Origin of the sequence: Halomonas sp. HK25, from assembly GCF_047795635.1 — a bacterium.
GTDB lineage: Bacteria > Pseudomonadota > Gammaproteobacteria > Pseudomonadales > Halomonadaceae > Halomonas.
Genome location: NZ_CP181044.1, coordinates 933,335 through 952,255, shown reverse-complemented (window position 1 = coordinate 952,255; position 18,921 = coordinate 933,335). Strand labels below are relative to the sequence as shown.

The following is an 18,921-nucleotide window of genomic DNA, read 5'->3' as shown; positions in this document are numbered from 1 at the left end:
CCGAGCGAAAGGCTCGAGGCTTGCGAGATTCATGTACAGCGATATGCGTGCAGAAATGGCGGACCGGACGGGACTCGAACCCGCGACCTCCGGCGTGACAGGCCGGCATTCTAACCAACTGAACTACCGGTCCGCGTGGTGGGTGATACCGGATTCGAACCAGTGACCCCCAGCATGTGAGGCTGGTGCTCTAACCAACTGAGCTAATCACCCACGTGAACTGCATAGAGTGCTGCATCTTTCTACTACTGTTACTATTTGCTGGTGCTGTCAGGCCATCATCATGGCGGACCGGACGGGACTCGAACCCGCGACCTCCGGCGTGACAGGCCGGCATTCTAACCAACTGAACTACCGGTCCGCAAGATGATACCTGGGCGAAGACACGTTGGCGGACCGGACGGGACTCGAACCCGCGACCTCCGGCGTGACAGGCCGGCATTCTAACCAACTGAACTACCGGTCCGCTGCGTGCTTCTCGTGATCAGGCACTGCTCTAGAAGCAGTGGTGGGTGGTACAGGGTTCGAACCTGTGACCCCCAGCTTGTAAGGCTGGTGCTCTCCCAGCTGAGCTAACCACCCCTGGACACGTGGCGCTGAATTCTACAGGGGACGGGATCAATGTCAACGCTTTTTGCCTGATGGGGTCCGGGACGTCATTCCGCCGGTATTTCATCGACTTGTCCCTGCCCCCGGGGCTCATGCGTGCTCGACCATGAAGGCGGCGATGACCTCGGCCGCCTCATCGATCAGCGCCGCCTGGGTGCGGCCGCTGGCGCGTCGCGGCCGCCAGTCATGATCGCCATCCTCGAGCAGGTGAACACGGGCACCAACCAGGTCATAGCCCGCGATTTCCTCCCGGCTGCCGAAGGGGTCACGACTGCCCTGAACCACCAGGATAGGACAGGCGATCAGCGGCCAATGGGAGAGGCGCAGAGCATCCGACCTACCCGGCGGGTGGAAGGGATAGCCACACAAAATCAAGCCGGCAGCACCGTCGCGGGCCGCCAACAGGCTCGACACCCGCCCCCCCATAGACTTGCCGCCGAGCCACAGCGGTGTCAGCGCGGGGTGTGTCAGAGTGTCGCACCAGCGCATCAGCTCTTCGACCAGGCGATCGATACGAGGAGGTGGCCGACGCCGCGCCTCGCGGCGCATCTGCTGCAGGTAGGCGAACTCGATGGCCAGGGTCTGGACACCGCGATCGGCCAGAGCGTCGCGACAGCGCTCAAGAAATGTGGAATCCTGACCAGACCCCGCGCCGTGGGCCATCAGCAGTCGACCTATGCGGGCCTCGCCGCGCACCTCCAGAGGACCGTCGGGCAGCCACCAGCGACCACAATCGCCCGCTGCCAGGCGCTCGCGACACTGGGCCGGGGTAATGGGCTCATAATCCTGAGCGACATAATGTGACAAGGGATCTCCTCGTGAGTTCTCCGACTACACCGATTGGCGTGTTCAGGATTGGGACGGGCTGCGATACAATCCATTACGTCTTGACCTGCATCATCCTCGGGGCGCTGGGTCCGTGACAAACTGACGCAGCTTCAACCCGCTACCGCGTTCGATGGGAACCTGACATGAGCACAGCACTTGAACACCCGACCTACAACTACAAGGTAGTTCGGCAGTTCGCGATCATGACAGTGGTGTGGGGCATCGTGGGCATGCTCCTCGGTGTCATCCTCGCCGCACAACTGGTATGGCCGCAACTCAACCTCGATCTGCCCTGGACGAGCTTCGGCCGTCTACGGCCGCTGCACACCAACGCCGTGATCTTCGCCTTCGGGGGTTCCGCGCTGTTTGCCACCTCCTACTACGTGGTGCAGCGTACCTGTCAGACCCGGCTGTGGTCCGACAAGCTGGCCGCCTTCACCTTCTGGGGCTGGCAGGCGGTGATTCTCTCGGCGGTAATCACCCTGCCGCTGGGCATGACGACGACCAAGGAGTATGCCGAGCTGGAGTGGCCGATCAACATCCTGATCGCCGTGGTGTGGGTCAGCTATGCCCTCGTCTTCCTGATGACTATCCAGCAGCGCAAGACCTCCCACATCTACGTGGCCAACTGGTTCTTCGCCGCCTTCATCCTGACCGTCGCCGTGCTGCATATCGTCAACAATGCCGCCATCCCGGTCACCGCCATGTACTCCGTCTCCGTCTACGCCGGCACCATCGACGCCATGGTGCAATGGTGGTATGGCCACAACGCGGTTGGCTTCTTCCTGACCGCTGGCTTCCTGGGGATGATGTACTACTTCGTTCCCAAGCAGGCCGAGCGCCCGGTCTACTCCTACCGCCTCTCCATCGTCCACTTCTGGTCGCTGATCATGGTCTACATGTGGGCGGGGCCGCACCACCTCCACTACACCGCCCTGCCCAACTGGGCCCAGTCGCTGGGCATGGTCATGTCGATCATCCTGCTGGCGCCCTCCTGGGGCGGCATGATCAACGGCATGATGACCCTCTCCGGTGCCTGGCATAAGCTGCGCACCGACCCGACCCTGCGCTTCCTGGTGGTGGCCCTCTCCTTCTACGGCATGTCCACCTTCGAAGGCCCGATGATGGCGGTAAAGACCGTCAACGCCCTCTCCCACTACACCGACTGGACCATCGGTCACGTCCATGCCGGTGCCTTGGGTTGGGTGGCGATGATCACCATCGGCTCCATGTACCACCTGATCCCGCGCCTGTTCGGCCGCACCGAGATGCACTCCGTGGGCCTGATCGGCGCGCACTTCTGGCTGGCGACCATTGGCACCGTGCTCTACATCGCCTCCATGTGGGTCAACGGCATCCTCCAGGGCCTGATGTGGCGCGCCATCAACCCCGACGGCACCCTGATGTACACCTTCATCGAGTCCGTCGAGGCCAGCGGCCCGGGCTACATCGTGCGCCTGATCGGCGGCCTGTGCTGGGTCGCGGGCATGCTGATCATGGCCTTCAACGTCTACATGACCGTCAAGCGCGGTGAAGGCGCCCGTCAGCCGCTTCCGCAGACTGCCTGAGCCAACCGGGGATACCGACACCAATGAAACACGAGATCGTCGAAAAAAACGTTGGCCTGCTCACCGTACTGATCCTGGTGGTCATCAGCTTCGGCGGCCTGGCCGAGGTCGTGCCGCTGTTCTTCCAGAAGCAGACCACGGAGCCGGTGGACGGGCTGAGCCCGCTCTCCGCCCTGGAGCTGGAGGGCCGCGACATCTATCGCCGCGAGGGCTGCGTCGGCTGCCACTCGCAGATGATCCGCCCGTTCCGTGCCGAGACCGAGCGCTACGGCCATTACAGCGTGGCCGGGGAGTCGGTCTACGACCACAACTTCCTGTGGGGCTCCAAGCGCACCGGCCCCGACCTGGCGCGCGTCGGCGGCCGCTACAGCGATGACTGGCACCGCGCCCACATGTACAACCCGCGCGACGTGGTGCCCGAATCGATCATGCCCTCCTACCCGTGGCTCTTCGAGCGCACCCTGGACGGCGACGATACGCCGAAGAAGATGCAGGCGCTGCGCCTGGTGGGCGTGCCCTACACCGACGAGGACATCGCGGGCGCCACCCGCGAGGTGCGCGGCCAGCAGGAGATCACCGCGCTGATCGCCTACCTTCAGCAACTGGGCACGGTGCTCGAGGGAACTCGCTGAGCATGGATACCGGGACTTTCCGCGGCATCATCACAGGCCTTCTGATTCTGGCCTTCATCGGCATCACCGTGTGGGCCTACTCGAAGCGTCGCAAGCCGGACTTCGACGAGGCGGCCCACCTGCCCTTCGCCGATGATGATGAGCAACCGCATCGTGACAGGAGCGCCTCGCCGAACGGGGCCGATTCCCGCAAGAGCAAGGGAGACAGGAACACATGAACAATCTCTGGGGTGACTCCCTTTCCGGGTTCTGGAGCGCCTGGATCATCGTCATCACGTTGGGCTCCATCGGTCTTGCCTTCTGGCTGCTCTACGCCAACCGCAAGACCGACAAGACCCCCGATGCCGATGGCAACATCGAGACCACCGGGCACGCCGCCGATGGCATCGAGGAGTATGACAACCCGCTGCCGCGCTGGTGGTTCCAGCTCTACGTGGGCACCGTGATCTTCTCGCTGGGCTACCTGGTACTCTACCCGGGCCTTGGCAACTTCGCCGGCGTACTGGGCTGGACCCAGGAAGGGCAGTGGGAAGAAGAGGTGGCTCGCGCCGAGGAGCGTTTCACGCCCATCTTCGCCCAGTATCAGGAGATCCCGATCCCCGAACTGGCCCAGGACGGCGACGCCATGCAGGTGGCCGAGCGCATCTACCTCAACAACTGCGCGGTGTGTCACGGCTCCAACGCCCAGGGCGGCTACGGTTTCCCTAACCTGACCAACGACGACTGGCTCTACGGCGGCGAACCCGAGAACATCGTCACCAGCCTGGTGCGCGGGCGCAACGGCCTGATGCCCTCCTGGCAGCAGCTCGGCGAGGAGAACATCGAGAACGTCACCCAGCACGTCCTGGCGCTATCCGACCTGGAGCATGACGGGGAGCGCGCCGAGCGCGGTGCCGCGACCTACGCCTCGGTGTGTGCCGCCTGCCACATGCCCGACGGCACCGGCAACCAGGCGCTGGGTGCGCCCAACCTGACCAACGATATCTGGCTCTACCAGGCACCGGGGCAGAGCGTGGCCGACTCCGTGCGCCAGAGCCTGCGCAACGGGCGCAACGGCCACATGCCGGCCCAGGAAGCCTACATCGGCGAGGAGCGCGTCCACCTGGTCGCCGCCTACGTCTACAGCCTGCGCTTCCGGGACTGACCCGGCGCTCAGGAACAAACAGAAGGGTGCGGCCTCACGTCGCACCCTTTCTCGTTGGCACGCGGTCTCGATACAATGGGTGCACTGCAACACATGGGCACTGGTCCTCTCCCCTCCTGCTGTGAGCCTGCCATGAGCGACAAGATTCCCACCCGCGATGTCACGCCGTCACCGGTCGAGCACCATTCTCCCGGCGCCACGGTACAACAGGAGATGTACGCCAAGCGTCGCCACATCTATGTGCGGGAGATCAAAGGCCTCTTCCAGCGCGTGAGGCGGGGCGCCAACTGGCTGCTGATGCTGGCCTTCTTCCTGCTGCCTTGGGTGCCCTGGGGCGATCGTCCGGCAATCTGGTTCGACCTGCCCGGCCGGGAGTTCCATATCTTCGCCGCCACCTTCTATCCCCAGGAGTTCATGCTGCTCTCCTGGCTGCTGATCATCTGCGCCTTCGGACTGTTCTTCATCACGGTGTTCGCCGGCCGGGTGTGGTGCGGCTACACCTGCCCGCAGAGCGTCTGGACCTTCCTGTTCATCTGGTTCGAGCACCGCCTCGAGGGGAGCCGGAACCGCCGCATCAAGCTCGACCGTCAGGGCATGAGCGCCGACAAGCTGTGGCGCAAGTCGGCCAAGCACGCGATCTGGCTGGTCATCGCCCTGGCCACCGGGGTGACCTTCGTCGGCTACTTCACGCCGATCCGCCAGCTGGTCGTCGACCTGCCGACCCTGCAGGCCCATGGCTGGTCCTATTTCTGGACCGGCTTCTTCCTGGTCTTCACCTACCTCAACGCCGGCTGGCTGCGTGAGCAGGTGTGCATCTACATGTGCCCCTACGCCCGCTTCCAGTCGGTGATGTTCGACCGCGACACTCTGATCGTCTCCTATGACACGGACCGCGGCGAGCCCCGTGGCGCCCGCAAGAAGACCCTCAGCCACGCCGAGGCCAGGGAAGCCGGCTACGGAGACTGCATCGACTGCGACCTCTGCGTGCAAGTCTGCCCCACCGGCATCGACATCCGTGACGGCCTGCAGTACGAATGCATCACCTGCGCGGCCTGCATCGATGCCTGCGACAGCGTGATGGACAAGATGGGCTATCCTCGCGGCCTGATCCGCTACACCACGGAGAATGCCTTGGAGGGCAAGCCCACCCACATCCTGCGTCCCCGCCTGATGGGCTACCTGGCGGCACTGATCGTGATGATCGGGGTCTTTGCCTGGGCGGTGGCCGACCGCACCCCGCTGGGCTTCGAGGTGGAACGCGAACGCACCGAGCTCTACCAGCTCACCCGCGATGGCCGCCTCAGCAACGTCTACGTCGTGATGGTGCGCAACCTGGACGGTCAGGCGCACAGCTATCACCTTGAGGCTTCCGGCCTGCCGGGGCTGGTCCTGGACACCGACCGCATCACGGTACCTGCTGGTGACAGCCGCCGCGCCGTGGTATCGATCACCGTCGACCCCGAGGTGATCGAGCGCCCCAGCCACCCCATCACCCTGCGCATCGAGGCCGATGACCACCCACGCATCACGCTGGAGCGAGAGACTCGCTTTATCGGTGAACTCCGGAGATAACATGTCTCACCCCGTGACCCCCTGGTACAAACAGTTCTGGCCCTGGTTCCTGCTCGGCCTGCTGATGCTCTCCATCAGCGTCAGTTCGACCTTCGCCTACCTGGCCGTTCGCAGCGCCGACGGCATGGTCCAGGAGGACTACTACGAGCACGGCCGCGCCATCAACATGGTGCTGGCCAAGCAGGAGCGCGCCGCCGAGTTGGGCCTTTCTGCCAGCCTACGCATCGATCCCCTTACCAGCGACGTGATCCTCGACCTGGAGGGCGGCGAGAGCTTTCCCGAGAAACTCGACTTCGAGCTGATCTTCCCCACCCAGGACGACCGCGACATCGAGCTGACCCTGGAACACGTGCGCGACGGCCGCTATCTGGGCCAGGCGCCCGACAACCTGCGCTACCGCTGGTACCTGCAGCTGCAGCCGCAGAGCGACGACCCCGAGTGGCGCCTGGTGGGCGAAGGCCGCTTCCCCGACGAGGAGGCCGTACGCCTGACTCCCGGCCGGGCGGCACCCGCTAACGACTCCTGACATGCCTGACTGGCGAGGAATCCTGAGCCCATGAGTGAGGCCGTCGCTGCCGGCTCGGCGGGGTGCTACCACTGCGGCAGCAGAGTTCCCGCGGGAGCCCCCTGGTCGATCACCCTCGACGACACCCGCCAGCCGCTGTGCTGCCCCGGCTGCGAGGCGGTGGCCCACGCCATCGTCGATGGCGGCCTGGAAAGCTACTACCGCTTCCGCACCGAGCTGCCGGAACGCCCCGACGAGCGCGAATCCGTGCGTGCCGAGACCTGGGCGGTGTTCGACGACCCGGGCCTGCAGCGCCAGTTCGTGCATGCGGAGGGCGACGACAGCGGCCGGGTGCATGCCACCCTGGCCGTGGATGGCATCACCTGCGCCGCCTGTGCCTGGCTGATCGAGCACCGCCTCAACGCCCTGACGGGGGTCGACTCAAGCGCCGTCAACCTCACCCACCACCGGGTGCGGGTGAGCTGGGACCCCGAGACGGTCAAGCTGTCGCGGCTACTGGCCGAGATGGCCGCCATCGGCTATCAGGCCCAACCCTATGAGCCCGACGAGGCCCAGGCGCGCCTGCAGCACGAGGAGCGCATGAACGTGCGCCGGCTGATCATCGCCGCGGTGGGCATGGCCCAGGTGATGATGTTCTCCATCCCCATCTACGTGGCCGGCCCCGAGGGCATCGGCGAGGATTTCAACGCCCTCTTCCACTGGCTCTCCTTCGCCCTGACCACCCCGGTGGTGTTCTTCTCGGCGGCGCCCTTCTTCCGCAACGCCGTGCGCGACCTGCACACCCGGGTGCTGGGCATGGACGTGCCGGTATCCCTGGCCATCGGCTTCGCCTATACGGCCAGTGGCTATGCGGTGATCACCGGCAAGGGCGAGGTATACTTCGACTCGGCGGCGATGTTCACCTTCTTCCTGCTCTTCGGGCGCTACGTGGAAGCTCGCGCCCGACGCCGCAGCGGTCACAGCGGCAACGCCATGGCCGGCGCCCTGCCGCTCTCGGCGATTCGCCTCACCGAGGAGGGCGAGGAGCGCATCCTGCCGGCCAGCGAGCTCGCCGCCGGCGACCGCGTGCTGGTCAAGCCCGGCCACGGCGTGCCCGCCGACGGCGTGATCGAGGACGGCGAGTCGAGCCTCGACGAATCCATGCTCACCGGCGAATACCTGCCGGTCACCCGGCGCCTCGGTGACACCGTCACCGGCGGCAGCCAGAACATCGAGAGCCCGCTGGTGGTGCGGGTGACCCACGCCGGACGCGACGCCCGGGTAGCCGGCATCGTCGACCTCACCGACCGGGCCTTCGCCAGTCGTCCACGCCTGGCCCAGATGGCGGCGCGCATGGCGCACCTCTTCGTGCTGCGCCTGCTGCTGGTCACCGCGGTGGTGACCATCGCCTGGTGGTTCATCGACCCGGCGCGAATGCCCTGGATCATGCTCTCCGTGCTGGTCGTCACCTGTCCCTGCGCCCTGGCCCTGGCCACGCCCACCGCGCTCACCGCCGGCCATGGCCAGCTGCGCCGCCGCGGGGTGCTGGTGACCCGCGCCGATGCCATCGAGTCGCTTTCTCAGCTCGATCGCGTGATCCTCGACAAGACCGGTACCCTGACCACTGGCCAGATGGCGCTGGTCGAGACCCATCCGTTGGGCGGGCTGGACCCCGAGCGCGCCCGCACCCTGGCCGCCGCCCTGGAGGCGCGTTCCGAACACCCCATCGCCCGGGCCTTCCACCCCTATCGGCTGGCCACGATGCACGCCACCGGGGTGGCAAGCCGAACTGGCCAGGGCCTGGAGGGCCTTCTGGAGGGACGCCGCTGGCGGCTCGGCAAGCCTGACTTCGCCGCGCCGGACCACACCCTCGAGGCGCCCGGCGACGGCCAATGGCTACTGCTCACCGAGGAGGGTGAGCCGCGCGCCTGGTTTGCCCTGCAGGACCGGGTGCGCGAAGATGCCGCCGACACCGTGGCGGCGCTCAAGGCACTGGGGCTCACCGTGGAACTGCTCTCCGGCGACACCCCCGGCGCGGCGGGCGACCTGGCCCGGCGACTGGAGATCGCCACCTGGCGCGGCGGCGCCAGCCCCGAGGACAAGCTCGCGCGCATCCGCGAGTGCCAGGCCGCCGGCGAGAAGGTCGCCATGGTGGGTGACGGCATCAACGACATTCCGGTGCTCGCCGGCGCCGACGTGGCCATCGCCATGAACGGCGCCACCGACCTGGCGCGCACCAGCGCCGACGCCATCCTGCTCAGCCCGCGCCTGTCACGCATCGTCGAGGCGATCGAGATCAGTCGGGCCACCCGTCGGGTGATGCGCCAGAACATGGTCTGGTCGGTGTGCTACAACTTTACCGCCATGCCCATCGCCGCCATGGGCTTCGTCCCACCCTGGCTGGCCGCCTTGGGCATGTCGGCCAGCTCCCTGGTGGTGGTGGGCAATGCCCTGCGCCTCAACCGCTTCCGCAGCCGTGCCATGCCCGTGGCGGCGCCCCTGCCGAAGCCCTCTCCAGAACCGAGTCGGGTGACCCCATGAGCATCCTCTACCTGCTGATCCCGCTGTCGCTGATCCTGCTGGGCCTGGCCGTCTGGGCCTTCTTCTGGGCGGTAAAGAACGACCAGTTCGAGGACCTTGAGGGCCCCGCCCATCGCATCCTCTTCGACGAGGACGAAAACGACCTGACCGCCGACGAGCGCCAGCGCCGCCGCGACTCTCGCGAGCGCGCCAGGGCGGAGCGTGCGGACCCCGACGAGCCCAACTGATGGACCCCACCGGCCTTGGCCTGCCGCCGCTGCTGGCGGCCTTCGTGTTCGGCCTGCTCGGCGGCGCCCACTGCATCGGCATGTGCGGCGGCATCATGAGTGCCCTGACCTTCGCCGTGCCACCCAGCATGCGCTCGACGGCGCGTCTCACCGGCCTGCTGCTGGGCTACAACCTGGGACGCATCGCCAGCTATATGCTCGCCGGCGCCCTGGTGGCCGCCCTCGGCACCCTGCTCACCCTCACTCCCGGCATGCGCACCGCCCTGCAGGGCTTCGCCGCGCTGATGCTGATCCTGATGGCACTCTACATCGCCGACTGGTGGAAGGGGTTGCTCAGGGTCGAAGCGCTCGGCAAGCGCCTGTGGCGCCACCTGGAGCCGGTGGGTCGGCGGCTGATGCCGGTGGTGAAGGTGCCCCAGGCGATGGCGCTGGGCGCCGTGTGGGGCTGGCTGCCCTGCGGGCTGGTCTACTCGATGCTGGCCTGGAGCCTGGCCACCGCCGATCCGCTCAGGGGCGCGGCGCTGATGGGCGCCTTCGGCCTCGGCACCTTGCCGGCGCTGCTCGCCACCGGCCTGGCGGCACGCCAGCTGGGTGGACTGATCCGCCACCCGGCCACACGCACGCTGGCGGCACTGTCGATCATCGCCTTTGCGCTATGGCAGCTGTGGCTGATGCTCCCCTCTCAAGGCCACGGGTGATTCGGCACTATTCCACGCCGGATTGACGCAGCTCAACGCCCCTGGCGCCAAGCCGACCTAGCATGAGAGAAAATTCATAGCCGGGAGCGCCGTCATGCCCGTTCAGGCGAAACGCAACGATCGCGCCGGGCCATCCTGGGCTGCCGGAAGCAGGCACTCGATGCAGTTCCACGACCACGACGGATCACACTATCTCACCTATCCCGCTCGCCTCGACGCGGGTGGCGCCCCCGCCGCGCTGTCCCAGGCCCTGACCGAGCGCCCCACCGGGGCACCGCTGGCGCTTCACGTGCACCTGCCCTTCTGCCGGCAGGGGTGTCGTTTCTGTGCCTCCCAGCGGGTGCCGTCCCGGGATAGCCGTCAGGCCGAGCCCTACCTCACTCGGCTCGATCGTGAAATGGTGCTGATCAGCCGCCTGCTGGATGACCTCCCTGCCGTGCAGCGACTGCACTGGGGTGGCGGCGCCCCCGCCTTCCTGTCGCTGGACCAGATGGGCGATCTGTTCGACCGTCTCGACGCCCGCTTCGGGCTCTCCGGCGCCCGGGAGCGCGACTTCAGCATCGAGATCGACCCGCGCGAGGCCGACGTCTTCACCCTGCGCCACCTTCAGGCGCTGGGCTTCAACCGCCTGAGCCTGGGCGTCCAGGAGCTCGACCTTCGCGTGCAGAAGGCGATCAACCGGATCCAGCCCCGGGTGCTGACCGAGTCACTGGTGGACGAGGCCGAGCGCCTCGGCTTCCACTCCCTCAACCTGGACCTGATCGTGGGCCTCCCGCTACAGACGCCCGAGGGTTTCGGGGAGACCATCGACCAGGTGATTGCCATGACCCCGGCGCGCATCACCCTGCGCCGCTATGCCCACCTGCCTGAGCGCTACCGGCCCCAGCGCGAGATCCAGACCGAGGACCTGCCCGACGCGGCAGCCCGCCTGGCGATCCTCGACGAGGCTCGCGACCGGCTGGATGACGCCGGCTACGTGCACATCGGGCTCGGTCAGTTTGCCCGCGAGGATGACTGCCTGGCGCTGGCCCTGGAAGAGGGCCGCCTGGCGCGCGACCTGCAGGGCTACACCCACTATCCACCCGGCGACCAGATCGGCCTCGGAATCGCCGCGATCAGCCGTATCGGTGACACCTGCACCCGAAACGCCATGAGTCTGACCGACTACGAGGCGGCGCTGGATGCGAGCCGTCTGCCCGCCGCCGCCAGCCACCGGCTGGACCCCGTCGAGCGCCTGCGTCGCGACGCCATCGAGGCGCTCGCCTGTCGCCACGAATTGGACCCGGCCGCGCTGTCGAAAACCCATGGGCTCGACGCCACGATGGTCCTGGCCGACGCCCTGAAGCGCCTGGCCCCGCTCTGCCAGGCGGGGCTACTGGCGCGCCACGGCGAGTGCCTGAGGGTGACACCCGATGGGGTCTGGGGCCTGTCCCATTTGCTTGCCGCCTTCGACCCCGAGGCCTCCTGCCTGTCCTGAGTCCCCAGCCTGGCGTGCCTACCTCCTTGGAGGTGGTTTGCCCTGCCCGCAGAATCCTCCATACTGTCCACCATGATCATGATCAAGGAGGAGGCGGCCATGCCTGATAGTCTGACCGGACGGCGGCGCTCTGTACTGCACGAAACTCGCTGCCAGACCTGCAGCCTGAGTTCGCTGTGTCTGCCGCTGGCACTCGAAGTTCAGGACATGGACCAGTTCGACGCCATCATCCGCCGGCGTGCACCGCTCAAGAAGGGCGAGACGCTGTTTCGCCAGGACAGTCCCTTCACCAGCGTCTATGCGGTGCGTTCAGGCAGTCTCAAGCAGGTGACCACCGAGGGTAGCGGCGACGACCAGCTCACTAACTTCTACCTGCCCAGCGAGCTCGTGGGCCTGGACGGCATCGATGGGGAGCACTACCCCGGCACCGTAGTGGCACTGGAGACCACCACCGTCTGCGAGATTCCTTTCGACCGCCTGGATCAGCTGTCGGAGACGTTGCCCGAGCTGCGCGTCCAACTCTATCGCAGCATGAGCAAGGAGCTACGCGACGATCGCCGCATGATGCGCCTGCTGTCGCGCAAGACCGCCGACCAGCGCCTGGCCAGCTTCTTCGCAGGCCTATCCGACCGCTTTCGCCGCCGCGGTTATTCTCCCTACAGCTTCCGCCTCTCCATGTCGCGGGCCGACATCGGCAACTACCTGGGCCTGGCCGTGGAAACCGTCAGCCGCATCCTCGGCCGCTTCCAGAGCCAGGGCCTGGTGGAGGTCTCGGGCCGCGAGGTGCATATCCTCGACCTGGAGTCCCTGACCCTGGTCGCCGAAGAGGAAGGAGCAAAATAGCCAACCCTACTCGTTGAGGAGATCGATCCGGCTGGCCAGCAGCCGCGTCTGCTTCTCCTCCAGCCCCGCGAAGTCGAACAGCTGGCGATCGCCCAGCTGTGACGGCGCCACGTTGGTCACCGCCTTGAACATGCTCTCCAGGCGCCCGGGGTGCTTCCTCTCCCACTCCCCCAGCATCTCCTTGACCACCTGACGCTGCAGGTTGGGCTGGGAGCCGCACAGGTTGCAGGGGATGATCGGGAACGCCATCAGGCGGGCGAACTCGGCGATATCCGCCTCGCGGCAGTAGGCCAGCGGGCGGATCAGGATGTTCCTGCCGTCGTCGGCGAGCAGCTTGGGCGGCATCGCCTTGAGGCTGCCACCAAAGAAGAGATTGAGGAACAGCGTCTCGAGAATATCCTCGCGATGATGGCCCAGAGCCACCTTGGTGGCGCCGATCTCCTCGGCGAAGCCATAGAGGGAGCCGCGGCGCAGCCGCGAGCAGAGCGCACAGGTGGTCTTGCCTTCCGGCGTCTTCTCCTTGACCACCGAGTAGGTGTCGCGCTCGAGGATATGGTACTCGACACCAATAGACGCCAGGTACTCGGGCAGCACGTGCTCGGGAAAGCCCGGCTGCTTCTGGTCGAGGTTCACCGCCACCAGCGAGAAGTCGATCGGGGCGTTGCGCTGCAGGTTGCGCAGGATCGACAGCAGGGTGTAACTGTCCTTGCCGCCGGACAGGCACACCATGACTCGGTCGCCCTCGTGAATCATGCCATAGTCGATGATGGCGTTACCCATCTGGCGGCGAAGGCGTTTCTGAAGCTTGTTGAACTCCCGCCGCCCGCGGGCATCCAGGGTCGGCGAGGGGGCTTCCTGTATCGGGGAGGTCGTCACGGAGGGGGCCTCCTGGCGATCGCGAGGGTCGAAGTTCAAGGCGTCTTGCATGGTCGGTAAGCGCTACCAGTGCGGGCGAAAATGACGGGCGCCCATCCTACCATTGCCGGCGCCATCAGGCGACGCCGTCCCGGCCGCTCAGGAATAGCACCGAACGTCACTGGCCTGGCGCTCCAGCCGCAGGAAGATCAGCGCCGTGGTCACTGCATTGCCCAGGGCGGTATGGCGCCCCATCAGCGGCACGTCCAGCAGTTGGGCCACCTTCTCGAAGCGCGGCGCGGACTCCACCTCCGGATGGCGGCGGCGCAAGCGGCGCAGATAGCTCTGGGCCACGTCGATGGTGGCGTTGGGCAGGTCGAAGCCGAAGCGCGGGCGCAGCTCACGGTTGAGGATCGCCAGGTCGTAGCCCAGGTACCAGCCTACCAGCGGGCGGTTACCGACGAAATCGAGCAGGCGCCCCAGGGCATCCTCCACGGCCAGACCGCCATCCAGATCGATGCCGCGCAGACCGTGGATGCGGATCGACTCGCCGGAGAGGCTGGCGGGACGTGTCAGGCGCAGATCCAGGGATTCGCTGGTCAGCACCCGATCCCCACGCACCTTGACGGCGGCAATCGAGACCAGCTCGGCGCTGCGGGTGTCGAGGCCGGTGGTCTCGGTATCGATGACCACCATCTCGTCCCCGGTGTAGGGGTGAAACAGCCAGGCATAGTCACCATTGGCTTGCCGGCGCCGGTCGGCGGCGCGCCGCAGGGCCTTGATCATGACGGGGTCTCCTTTTGTCGTTGTCGTTCCTTCGGACGTCAGCGTCACGAATATTCCAGGTGAAAGCGGTGCGAGAGGCGCTGCTTGAAGTCCTTGACGATATGCAGCGCCTCACGCAGCAGATCGCGCTCAAGGGACGAAAGCTCCTGAACCACCACGCGGTCGGGCTTGCGCTCGCCGCCGCTGCCCAGGTGTTCGAGCTGCTGCTTGAGGCGCATTTCGGTGAACAGCGACAGGGCCTCGCCCAGATCCTCCGCGAAACTCGGTTCCAACCGGCCGTCCGCCGCCAGGGCATCCAGCCGTTCCAGGGTGGAGGTCGGGCGGATGCGCCGCTCCAGGGCCATCACCCGCACCCCGTGGACGATGGGAAAGATGCCGCCCTTCTTGATGTCGATGCCGTGCTGGGGCCGCTTGAGCGAGCCGAACAGGGTCAGCGGGGTGGAGAAGCGCAGAATGGTGCGGGCAAAGTAGGAGAGCAGCAGCTCGTCCCCGGCGCAGCGCTCGAACAACTCGTCGCGCACGCGGTCGAGCAGCGCCGGGTTGCCGGCCACCGCGTGGGAGTCGAGCATGATGGCCAGCTTCATCAGGCTGTCGCCGTCACGCTTGCTGGCCCATCTGGCGATGCGCTCACACCACTGGGTCACGGTACCGACCCATTCCGGGTTGGAGACCATGATGTTGCCCGGGCAGGGCGGGTAACCCAGCTCGATCAGCGTCTCGGTGAAGCGCTGCATCTGCTCGCCGCAGTCGGGCCAGTCGAGGTCGTCTGTCAGGATCAGGCCGTTGTCCTGATCCGTCTTGAGGATCTGCTCCCCGCGCCCCTCGCTGCCCATGACCATCAGGCAGCTGTCACGGTGGTAGCTCTCGTCGACCTGAAAGCCCCAGGCCTTGCTCATGATCCGTCCGTTGAGCGCCGCCAGCAGGCCCATGGCGAAGCGCAGCTTGACCCCCTGGGCCATCAGCGCCTTGACCAGTTCCGGCGTACGGCGGCTGGCAGCGGCCAGCGCCTCGAGGCTCTCGGCCTGCTCCACCTGCAGACTGACCACGTAGCTGCGGCTCGAGAAGAAGCTGAGCACGTCGGTCAGTTCGACGACGCCAATCGCAGCCTCCTTCTCCACTACCACCACTCGCTCCACCTTATGGCGGGTCATCACCACCAGCGCCTCGAACAGATACTGCCCCGGGCCCACCGTGATCAGCTCGTTGCGACCCAGCCCTTCCAAGGCGCTGTCACGATCACGCCCCTCCACTACCAGGGCGTTGAGCAGGTCGGTCTTGGTGATCATGCCGGGGCCGGCATCACCCTCCACCAGCAGGCTGTCGGCATGGCGCTCGTTGATGGTGGTCACGGCCTCGGCGATGGTGGTGGCGGCCGGGACGATCAGCGGCTCACGCATGCACTCGTCGACCCGCGCCAGCATGAAGCCGGCCATGGTGACCCCGCCTTCGGCGCGCTGCTCGGTCAGCAGGCGCGCCTTGTGGGCGAGGGTCTGTCGGAAGAACTCGGAGAAGGGCGGGTAGTCGTCGCAGAGTTCGAGGAACAGTGCCCTGGGCAGCAGGTAGCAGAGGCTCTCCTGCTCGGCCCGGAAACGGTAGCGGCTCTTGCCGTTGAGGATGCTGATGGCGCCGAAGAGGTCGCCGCGGGTGTAGTGGCCGATGCGTGAACGGGCCGCTGCCAGGGTCGGGTCGACTTCCGCCACCTCGCCCTTCTGGATGATGAAGAGGTTCTCGCCGACCTGCCCCGTCTCGAGAATGATCTCGTCTCGGTCGAAGTAGGCCAGGTCAACGCCCTGACGAACCCGCTCGCGGCCGGCCTCATCGAGCAGGGTGAACGGCGGTTGGGAAAGATCGACCTCGACCATGGCGCTGACCTCGCGGGCGGCTTTCCGACCATGGCGCACCTGATCCCCGCCACCCCGGTCGGGGCTGCTGGCTGAGGGAAGGGCCGGAACGGGAACGGCGTTTATGGCCGCCACCTGATGGTTGTTGGAGGACGGGCATGCCGCGACGGCGGACCCGCATGTCCTGCCTGGCAGGAGGACTCAAGAAAGGATAGCAGCCTCTCCATTGCCCTTATAAGCTAGACGAACGTCTTCCCTCCCGGCGTCTTAGACCATCGTCAAAGGCCTGCGTTGGCAGGACGAAAGCCGGCCTCGCCGCCCCCTATACAATCGTCCTAATCCGGTTCCCCCCCACTCTGTAATCAGCCGATAACATGCTTACAAACCATTGATTATAAAGAAACCAGCTAACGCCTATTAAATCGTATTTTTCTCATGATACGAAAGTCTGGGATTCATTTTCGCCACTCATTGCCCACTATCCACACTGCATCGCGCAGGGCAATCGCACGGCAACGATGCTTTCCGATTCCGGCGCGGTCTGCCCCACAGGCCTCCCCACAACCGGGATGAGCCCCCGGGGCTCGCAAAGGCCGGGCAAGAGCCAAGTGATTGCCCCTGGTGACCCGCAATCAATCGACCACCCAATTTCCCAACCCCACCAATAACAAGTGGAGAACACGACAATGGCGGAAGAGAAAACCGATTCCTCCGGCTACTGGAAGGCGAACGTGCGCCTGATCACCGGATGCCTGATCGTCTGGGCCTTCGTTTCCTACGGATGCGCCATCCTGTTTCGGCCGCTGCTCTCCGGCATTCCCGTGGGCGGCACCGACCTGGGCTTCTGGTTTGCCCAGCAGGGCTCCATCCTCACCTTTATCGTGCTGATCTTCTTCTACGCCTGGAAGATGAACAAGCTCGATCAAAAATACGGTCTGGGGGAGTAAACCAGCATGAGTCAATTTGCCATCAACCTGCTGTTCGTAGGGGCCTCCTTCGCCCTCTACATCGGCATCGCCATCTGGGCCCGAGCGGGCTCCACCAAGGACTTCTACGTGGCGGGCGGCGGCGTCCACCCGATCACCAACGGCATGGCCACCGCCGCCGACTGGATGTCCGCGGCGTCTTTCATCTCCATGGCCGGCCTGCTGGCCTCCGGCGGCTACGCCAACTCATCGTTCCTGATGGGCTGGACCGGCGGCTACGTGATCCTGGCCATGCTGCTGGCGCCCTACCTGCGCAAGTTCGGCAAGTTCACGGTGCCGGACTTCATTGGTGACCGCTTCTACAGCAATGCGGCACGCCTGGTGGCCGTCATCTGTCTGATCACGGCCTCCGTGACCTACGTCATCGGCCAGATGACCGGTGCCGGCGTGGCCTTCTCGCGCTTCCTCGAGGTCTCCAACACCTGGGGCATCTGGATCGCAGCCTTCATCGTGTTCCTGTATGCGGTATTCGGCGGCATGAAGGGTATTACCTATACCCAGGTGGCCCAGTACGTGGTGTTGATCATCGCCTACACCATCCCGGCGGTGTTCATCGCCTTCCAGCTGACCGGCAACCCGATCCCGATGTTCGGCATGTTCAGCACCCACACCGAGTCCGGCGTGCCGCTGCTGCAGAAACTCGACGACGTGGTGGTGGCGCTGGGCTTCCGCGATTACACGGCGGATGTGGACAACAAGCTCAACATGGTGCTGTTCACCCTGTCGCTGATGGTCGGCACCGCGGGCCTGCCCCACGTCATCATCCGCTTCTTCACCGTGCCGAAGGTGGCCGACGCCCGCTGGTCTGCCGGCTGGGCCCTGGTGTTTATCGCCCTGCTCTACCTGACCGCACCCGCCGTGGGCTCCATGGCGCGCCTCAACCTGATGACCACCGTCTATCCCGAGCTCGCCGGCCAGGTGGAGGACTACGAGGCCGCTTCTTCCGAGCCGATCCTCTATGCAGACCGTCCGGAATGGGTGCGCACCTGGGAAGAGACCGGCCTGATCACCTACAACGACCTCAACAACGACGGACGCATCCAGCTGTACAACGATGCCAATCCCGAGTTCAACGAGGTGGCCGAGGCGCGCGGCTGGGCAGGCAACGAGCTTGAGGTCAACAACGACATCCTGGTACTGGCCAACCCCGAGATCGCCAATCTGCCCGGCTGGGTCATCGGCCTGATCGCCGCCGGCGGTATCGCGGCTGCGCTCTCCACCGCCGCAGGTCTGCTGCTGGCCATCTCCTCGGCCATCAGTCACGACCTGATCAAGACCATGATCAACCCCAAGATCTCCGAGAAGGGCGAGATGCTGGCGGCGCGGATCTCCATGGGCGGCGCCATCCTGCTGGCCACCTACCTGGGCCTCAACCCTCCGGGCTTCGCCGCCCAGACGGTGGCCCTGGCCTTCGGTATCGCCGGCGCCTCGCTGTTCCCGGCGCTGATGATGGGGATCTTTTCCAAGCGTATAAACAGCAAGGGCGCCGTTGCCGGCATGCTGACCGGTCTGATCGCCACCCTGCTGTACATCTTCACCTACCTGGGCTGGTTGTTCATTCCGGGCACCAACATGCTGCCCAACACTCCGGACAACTGGATCCTGGGCATCTCCCCGCTCTCCTTCGGTGCGGTGGGTGCGATAATGAACTTCGCGGTGGCCTTCGCGATCTCCAGTGCGACCGAGGAGCCTCCGCAGGAAATCCAGGACCTGGTGGAAAGCGTGCGCTATCCCAAGGGCGCTGGCACTGCCATCGACCACTGACGCCTCAGGCCATTCTGGGCCATAATGGCCCCCTGGCCCGGCTCG

Annotated in this window: 17 protein-coding genes and 5 tRNA genes; 13 read left to right on the top strand and 9 right to left on the bottom strand. The window is 65.8% G+C overall.

What is annotated here, in order from left to right; all coding sequences use genetic code 11:
- Nucleotides 1–56: 56 nt before the first annotated feature.
- From ACM26W_RS04675 to ACM26W_RS04650, 6 genes are all read right to left on the bottom strand, one after another.
- Nucleotides 57–133: transfer RNA gene (locus ACM26W_RS04675), tRNA-Asp, on the bottom strand.
- Between the two features lie 3 nt (nucleotides 134–136).
- Nucleotides 137–213 (bottom strand) — tRNA-Val (locus ACM26W_RS04670).
- Nucleotides 214–284: 71 nt separating this feature from the next.
- Nucleotides 285–361, bottom strand: a tRNA-Asp gene (locus ACM26W_RS04665).
- A 28-nt stretch (nucleotides 362–389) separates the two neighbouring features.
- Nucleotides 390–466: transfer RNA gene (locus ACM26W_RS04660), tRNA-Asp, on the bottom strand.
- A gap of 40 nt (nucleotides 467–506) precedes the next feature.
- Nucleotides 507–582 (bottom strand) — tRNA-Val (locus ACM26W_RS04655).
- Nucleotides 583–699: 117 nt separating this feature from the next.
- Nucleotides 700–1,416 carry an alpha/beta family hydrolase gene (locus ACM26W_RS04650; protein ID WP_416139692.1) on the bottom strand — a complete coding sequence of 239 codons (717 nt, stop codon included), beginning with the start codon at nucleotides 1,414–1,416 and terminating at the stop codon, nucleotides 700–702.
- A 164-nt stretch (nucleotides 1,417–1,580) separates the two neighbouring features.
- Here ACM26W_RS04650 and ccoN point away from each other — a divergent pair, with 164 nt between their 5' ends.
- The 11 genes from ccoN to fnr all read left to right on the top strand — a co-directional run bounded on the left by ccoN (nucleotide 1,581) and on the right by fnr (nucleotide 12,644).
- Nucleotides 1,581–3,005, top strand: coding sequence for a cytochrome-c oxidase, cbb3-type subunit I (gene ccoN, locus ACM26W_RS04645; protein WP_416139691.1), 1,425 nt, complete (start codon nucleotides 1,581–1,583; stop codon nucleotides 3,003–3,005).
- Between the two features lie 23 nt (nucleotides 3,006–3,028).
- Nucleotides 3,029–3,637 carry a cytochrome-c oxidase, cbb3-type subunit II gene (ccoO, locus tag ACM26W_RS04640; protein WP_416139690.1) on the top strand — a complete coding sequence of 203 codons (609 nt, stop codon included), beginning with the start codon at nucleotides 3,029–3,031 and terminating at the stop codon, nucleotides 3,635–3,637.
- A gap of 2 nt (nucleotides 3,638–3,639) precedes the next feature.
- Complete coding sequence (locus ACM26W_RS04635; protein ID WP_416139689.1) at nucleotides 3,640–3,855, top strand: cbb3-type cytochrome oxidase subunit 3; 216 nt, start codon at nucleotides 3,640–3,642, stop codon at nucleotides 3,853–3,855.
- Nucleotides 3,852–4,781: a cytochrome-c oxidase, cbb3-type subunit III gene (gene ccoP / locus ACM26W_RS04630; protein WP_416139688.1), complete on the top strand. Its 930-nt coding sequence runs from the start codon at nucleotides 3,852–3,854 to the stop codon at nucleotides 4,779–4,781. Before ACM26W_RS04635 ends, ccoP begins: the two co-directional genes overlap by 4 nt.
- Before the next feature lie 132 nt (nucleotides 4,782–4,913).
- The gene (ccoG, locus tag ACM26W_RS04625; RefSeq protein ID WP_416139687.1) at nucleotides 4,914–6,353 is read left to right on the top strand and encodes a cytochrome c oxidase accessory protein CcoG; all 1,440 of its coding nucleotides are present in this window, start codon (nucleotides 4,914–4,916) and stop codon (nucleotides 6,351–6,353) included.
- Between the two features lies 1 nt (nucleotide 6,354).
- Nucleotides 6,355–6,879 carry a FixH family protein gene (locus ACM26W_RS04620; protein WP_416139686.1) on the top strand — a complete coding sequence of 175 codons (525 nt, stop codon included), beginning with the start codon at nucleotides 6,355–6,357 and terminating at the stop codon, nucleotides 6,877–6,879.
- Between the two features lie 30 nt (nucleotides 6,880–6,909).
- The gene (locus ACM26W_RS04615; RefSeq protein WP_416139685.1) at nucleotides 6,910–9,399 is read left to right on the top strand and encodes a heavy metal translocating P-type ATPase; all 2,490 of its coding nucleotides are present in this window, start codon (nucleotides 6,910–6,912) and stop codon (nucleotides 9,397–9,399) included.
- The gene (gene ccoS / locus ACM26W_RS04610; protein WP_416139684.1) at nucleotides 9,396–9,626 is read left to right on the top strand and encodes a cbb3-type cytochrome oxidase assembly protein CcoS; all 231 of its coding nucleotides are present in this window, start codon (nucleotides 9,396–9,398) and stop codon (nucleotides 9,624–9,626) included. The genes ACM26W_RS04615 and ccoS overlap by 4 nt, the downstream gene beginning before the upstream one ends.
- Nucleotides 9,626–10,324 carry a sulfite exporter TauE/SafE family protein gene (locus ACM26W_RS04605; protein ID WP_416139683.1) on the top strand — a complete coding sequence of 233 codons (699 nt, stop codon included), beginning with the start codon at nucleotides 9,626–9,628 and terminating at the stop codon, nucleotides 10,322–10,324. Before ccoS ends, ACM26W_RS04605 begins: the two co-directional genes overlap by 1 nt.
- Nucleotides 10,325–10,484: 160 nt before the next feature.
- A complete protein-coding gene (hemN, locus tag ACM26W_RS04600) occupies nucleotides 10,485–11,801 on the top strand; it encodes an oxygen-independent coproporphyrinogen III oxidase (protein ID WP_416139682.1) in 1,317 nt (438 codons plus the stop codon).
- 99 nt (nucleotides 11,802–11,900) lie between these two features.
- Nucleotides 11,901–12,644, top strand: a complete 744-nt coding sequence (gene fnr / locus ACM26W_RS04595; RefSeq protein ID WP_416139681.1) for a fumarate/nitrate reduction transcriptional regulator Fnr — start codon at nucleotides 11,901–11,903, stop codon at nucleotides 12,642–12,644.
- Nucleotides 12,645–12,650: 6 nt separating this feature from the next.
- Here fnr and ttcA read toward each other — a convergent pair whose 3' ends face one another.
- The 3 genes from ttcA to ACM26W_RS04580 all read right to left on the bottom strand — a co-directional run bounded on the left by ttcA (nucleotide 12,651) and on the right by ACM26W_RS04580 (nucleotide 16,147).
- Complete coding sequence (gene ttcA, locus ACM26W_RS04590) at nucleotides 12,651–13,571, bottom strand: tRNA 2-thiocytidine(32) synthetase TtcA (protein WP_416139680.1); 921 nt, start codon at nucleotides 13,569–13,571, stop codon at nucleotides 12,651–12,653.
- Between the two features lie 87 nt (nucleotides 13,572–13,658).
- Nucleotides 13,659–14,285 (bottom strand): 3'-5' exonuclease, encoded by a 627-nt coding sequence (locus ACM26W_RS04585; RefSeq protein WP_416139679.1) that lies wholly within the window; start codon nucleotides 14,283–14,285, stop codon nucleotides 13,659–13,661.
- Between the two features lie 44 nt (nucleotides 14,286–14,329).
- The gene (locus tag ACM26W_RS04580) at nucleotides 14,330–16,147 is read right to left on the bottom strand and encodes a putative nucleotidyltransferase substrate binding domain-containing protein (RefSeq protein WP_416139678.1); all 1,818 of its coding nucleotides are present in this window, start codon (nucleotides 16,145–16,147) and stop codon (nucleotides 14,330–14,332) included.
- A gap of 665 nt (nucleotides 16,148–16,812) precedes the next feature.
- On the opposite strand from ACM26W_RS04580, the gene ACM26W_RS04575 reads away from it, so the two are divergent.
- Entirely contained in the window at nucleotides 16,813–17,073 is a 261-nt protein-coding gene (locus tag ACM26W_RS04575; RefSeq protein WP_416139677.1) for a DUF4212 domain-containing protein, read from the top strand.
- Between the two features lie 6 nt (nucleotides 17,074–17,079).
- On the top strand, nucleotides 17,080–18,876 hold the full coding sequence (locus ACM26W_RS04570) for a sodium:solute symporter family protein (protein WP_416139676.1): 1,797 nt from the start codon (nucleotides 17,080–17,082) through the stop codon (nucleotides 18,874–18,876).
- Nucleotides 18,877–18,921: the final 45 nt, after the last annotated feature.

What these genes read in the sequence shown, in the direction of transcription:
- ccoO (WP_416139690.1), top strand. Translation starts at nt 3,029, where the DNA reads ATGAAACACGAGATCGTCGAAAAAAACGTTGGCCTGCTCACCGTACTG.
- ACM26W_RS04605 (WP_416139683.1), top strand. Translation starts at nt 9,626, where the DNA reads ATGGACCCCACCGGCCTTGGCCTGCCGCCGCTGCTGGCGGCCTTCGTG.
- ACM26W_RS04575 (WP_416139677.1), top strand. Translation starts at nt 16,813, where the DNA reads ATGGCGGAAGAGAAAACCGATTCCTCCGGCTACTGGAAGGCGAACGTG.
- hemN (WP_416139682.1), top strand. Translation starts at nt 10,485, where the DNA reads ATGCAGTTCCACGACCACGACGGATCACACTATCTCACCTATCCCGCT.
- ccoP (WP_416139688.1), top strand. Translation starts at nt 3,852, where the DNA reads ATGAACAATCTCTGGGGTGACTCCCTTTCCGGGTTCTGGAGCGCCTGG.
- ttcA (WP_416139680.1), bottom strand. Translation starts at nt 13,571, where the DNA reads ATGCAAGACGCCTTGAACTTCGACCCTCGCGATCGCCAGGAGGCCCCC.
- ACM26W_RS04570 (WP_416139676.1), top strand. Translation starts at nt 17,080, where the DNA reads ATGAGTCAATTTGCCATCAACCTGCTGTTCGTAGGGGCCTCCTTCGCC.
- ccoG (WP_416139687.1), top strand. Translation starts at nt 4,914, where the DNA reads ATGAGCGACAAGATTCCCACCCGCGATGTCACGCCGTCACCGGTCGAG.
- ACM26W_RS04585 (WP_416139679.1), bottom strand. Translation starts at nt 14,285, where the DNA reads ATGATCAAGGCCCTGCGGCGCGCCGCCGACCGGCGCCGGCAAGCCAAT.
- ccoN (WP_416139691.1), top strand. Translation starts at nt 1,581, where the DNA reads ATGAGCACAGCACTTGAACACCCGACCTACAACTACAAGGTAGTTCGG.
- ACM26W_RS04635 (WP_416139689.1), top strand. Translation starts at nt 3,640, where the DNA reads ATGGATACCGGGACTTTCCGCGGCATCATCACAGGCCTTCTGATTCTG.
- ACM26W_RS04615 (WP_416139685.1), top strand. Translation starts at nt 6,910, where the DNA reads ATGAGTGAGGCCGTCGCTGCCGGCTCGGCGGGGTGCTACCACTGCGGC.
- ACM26W_RS04580 (WP_416139678.1), bottom strand. Translation starts at nt 16,147, where the DNA reads ATGGTCGAGGTCGATCTTTCCCAACCGCCGTTCACCCTGCTCGATGAG.
- fnr (WP_416139681.1), top strand. Translation starts at nt 11,901, where the DNA reads ATGCCTGATAGTCTGACCGGACGGCGGCGCTCTGTACTGCACGAAACT.
- ACM26W_RS04620 (WP_416139686.1), top strand. Translation starts at nt 6,355, where the DNA reads ATGTCTCACCCCGTGACCCCCTGGTACAAACAGTTCTGGCCCTGGTTC.
- ccoS (WP_416139684.1), top strand. Translation starts at nt 9,396, where the DNA reads ATGAGCATCCTCTACCTGCTGATCCCGCTGTCGCTGATCCTGCTGGGC.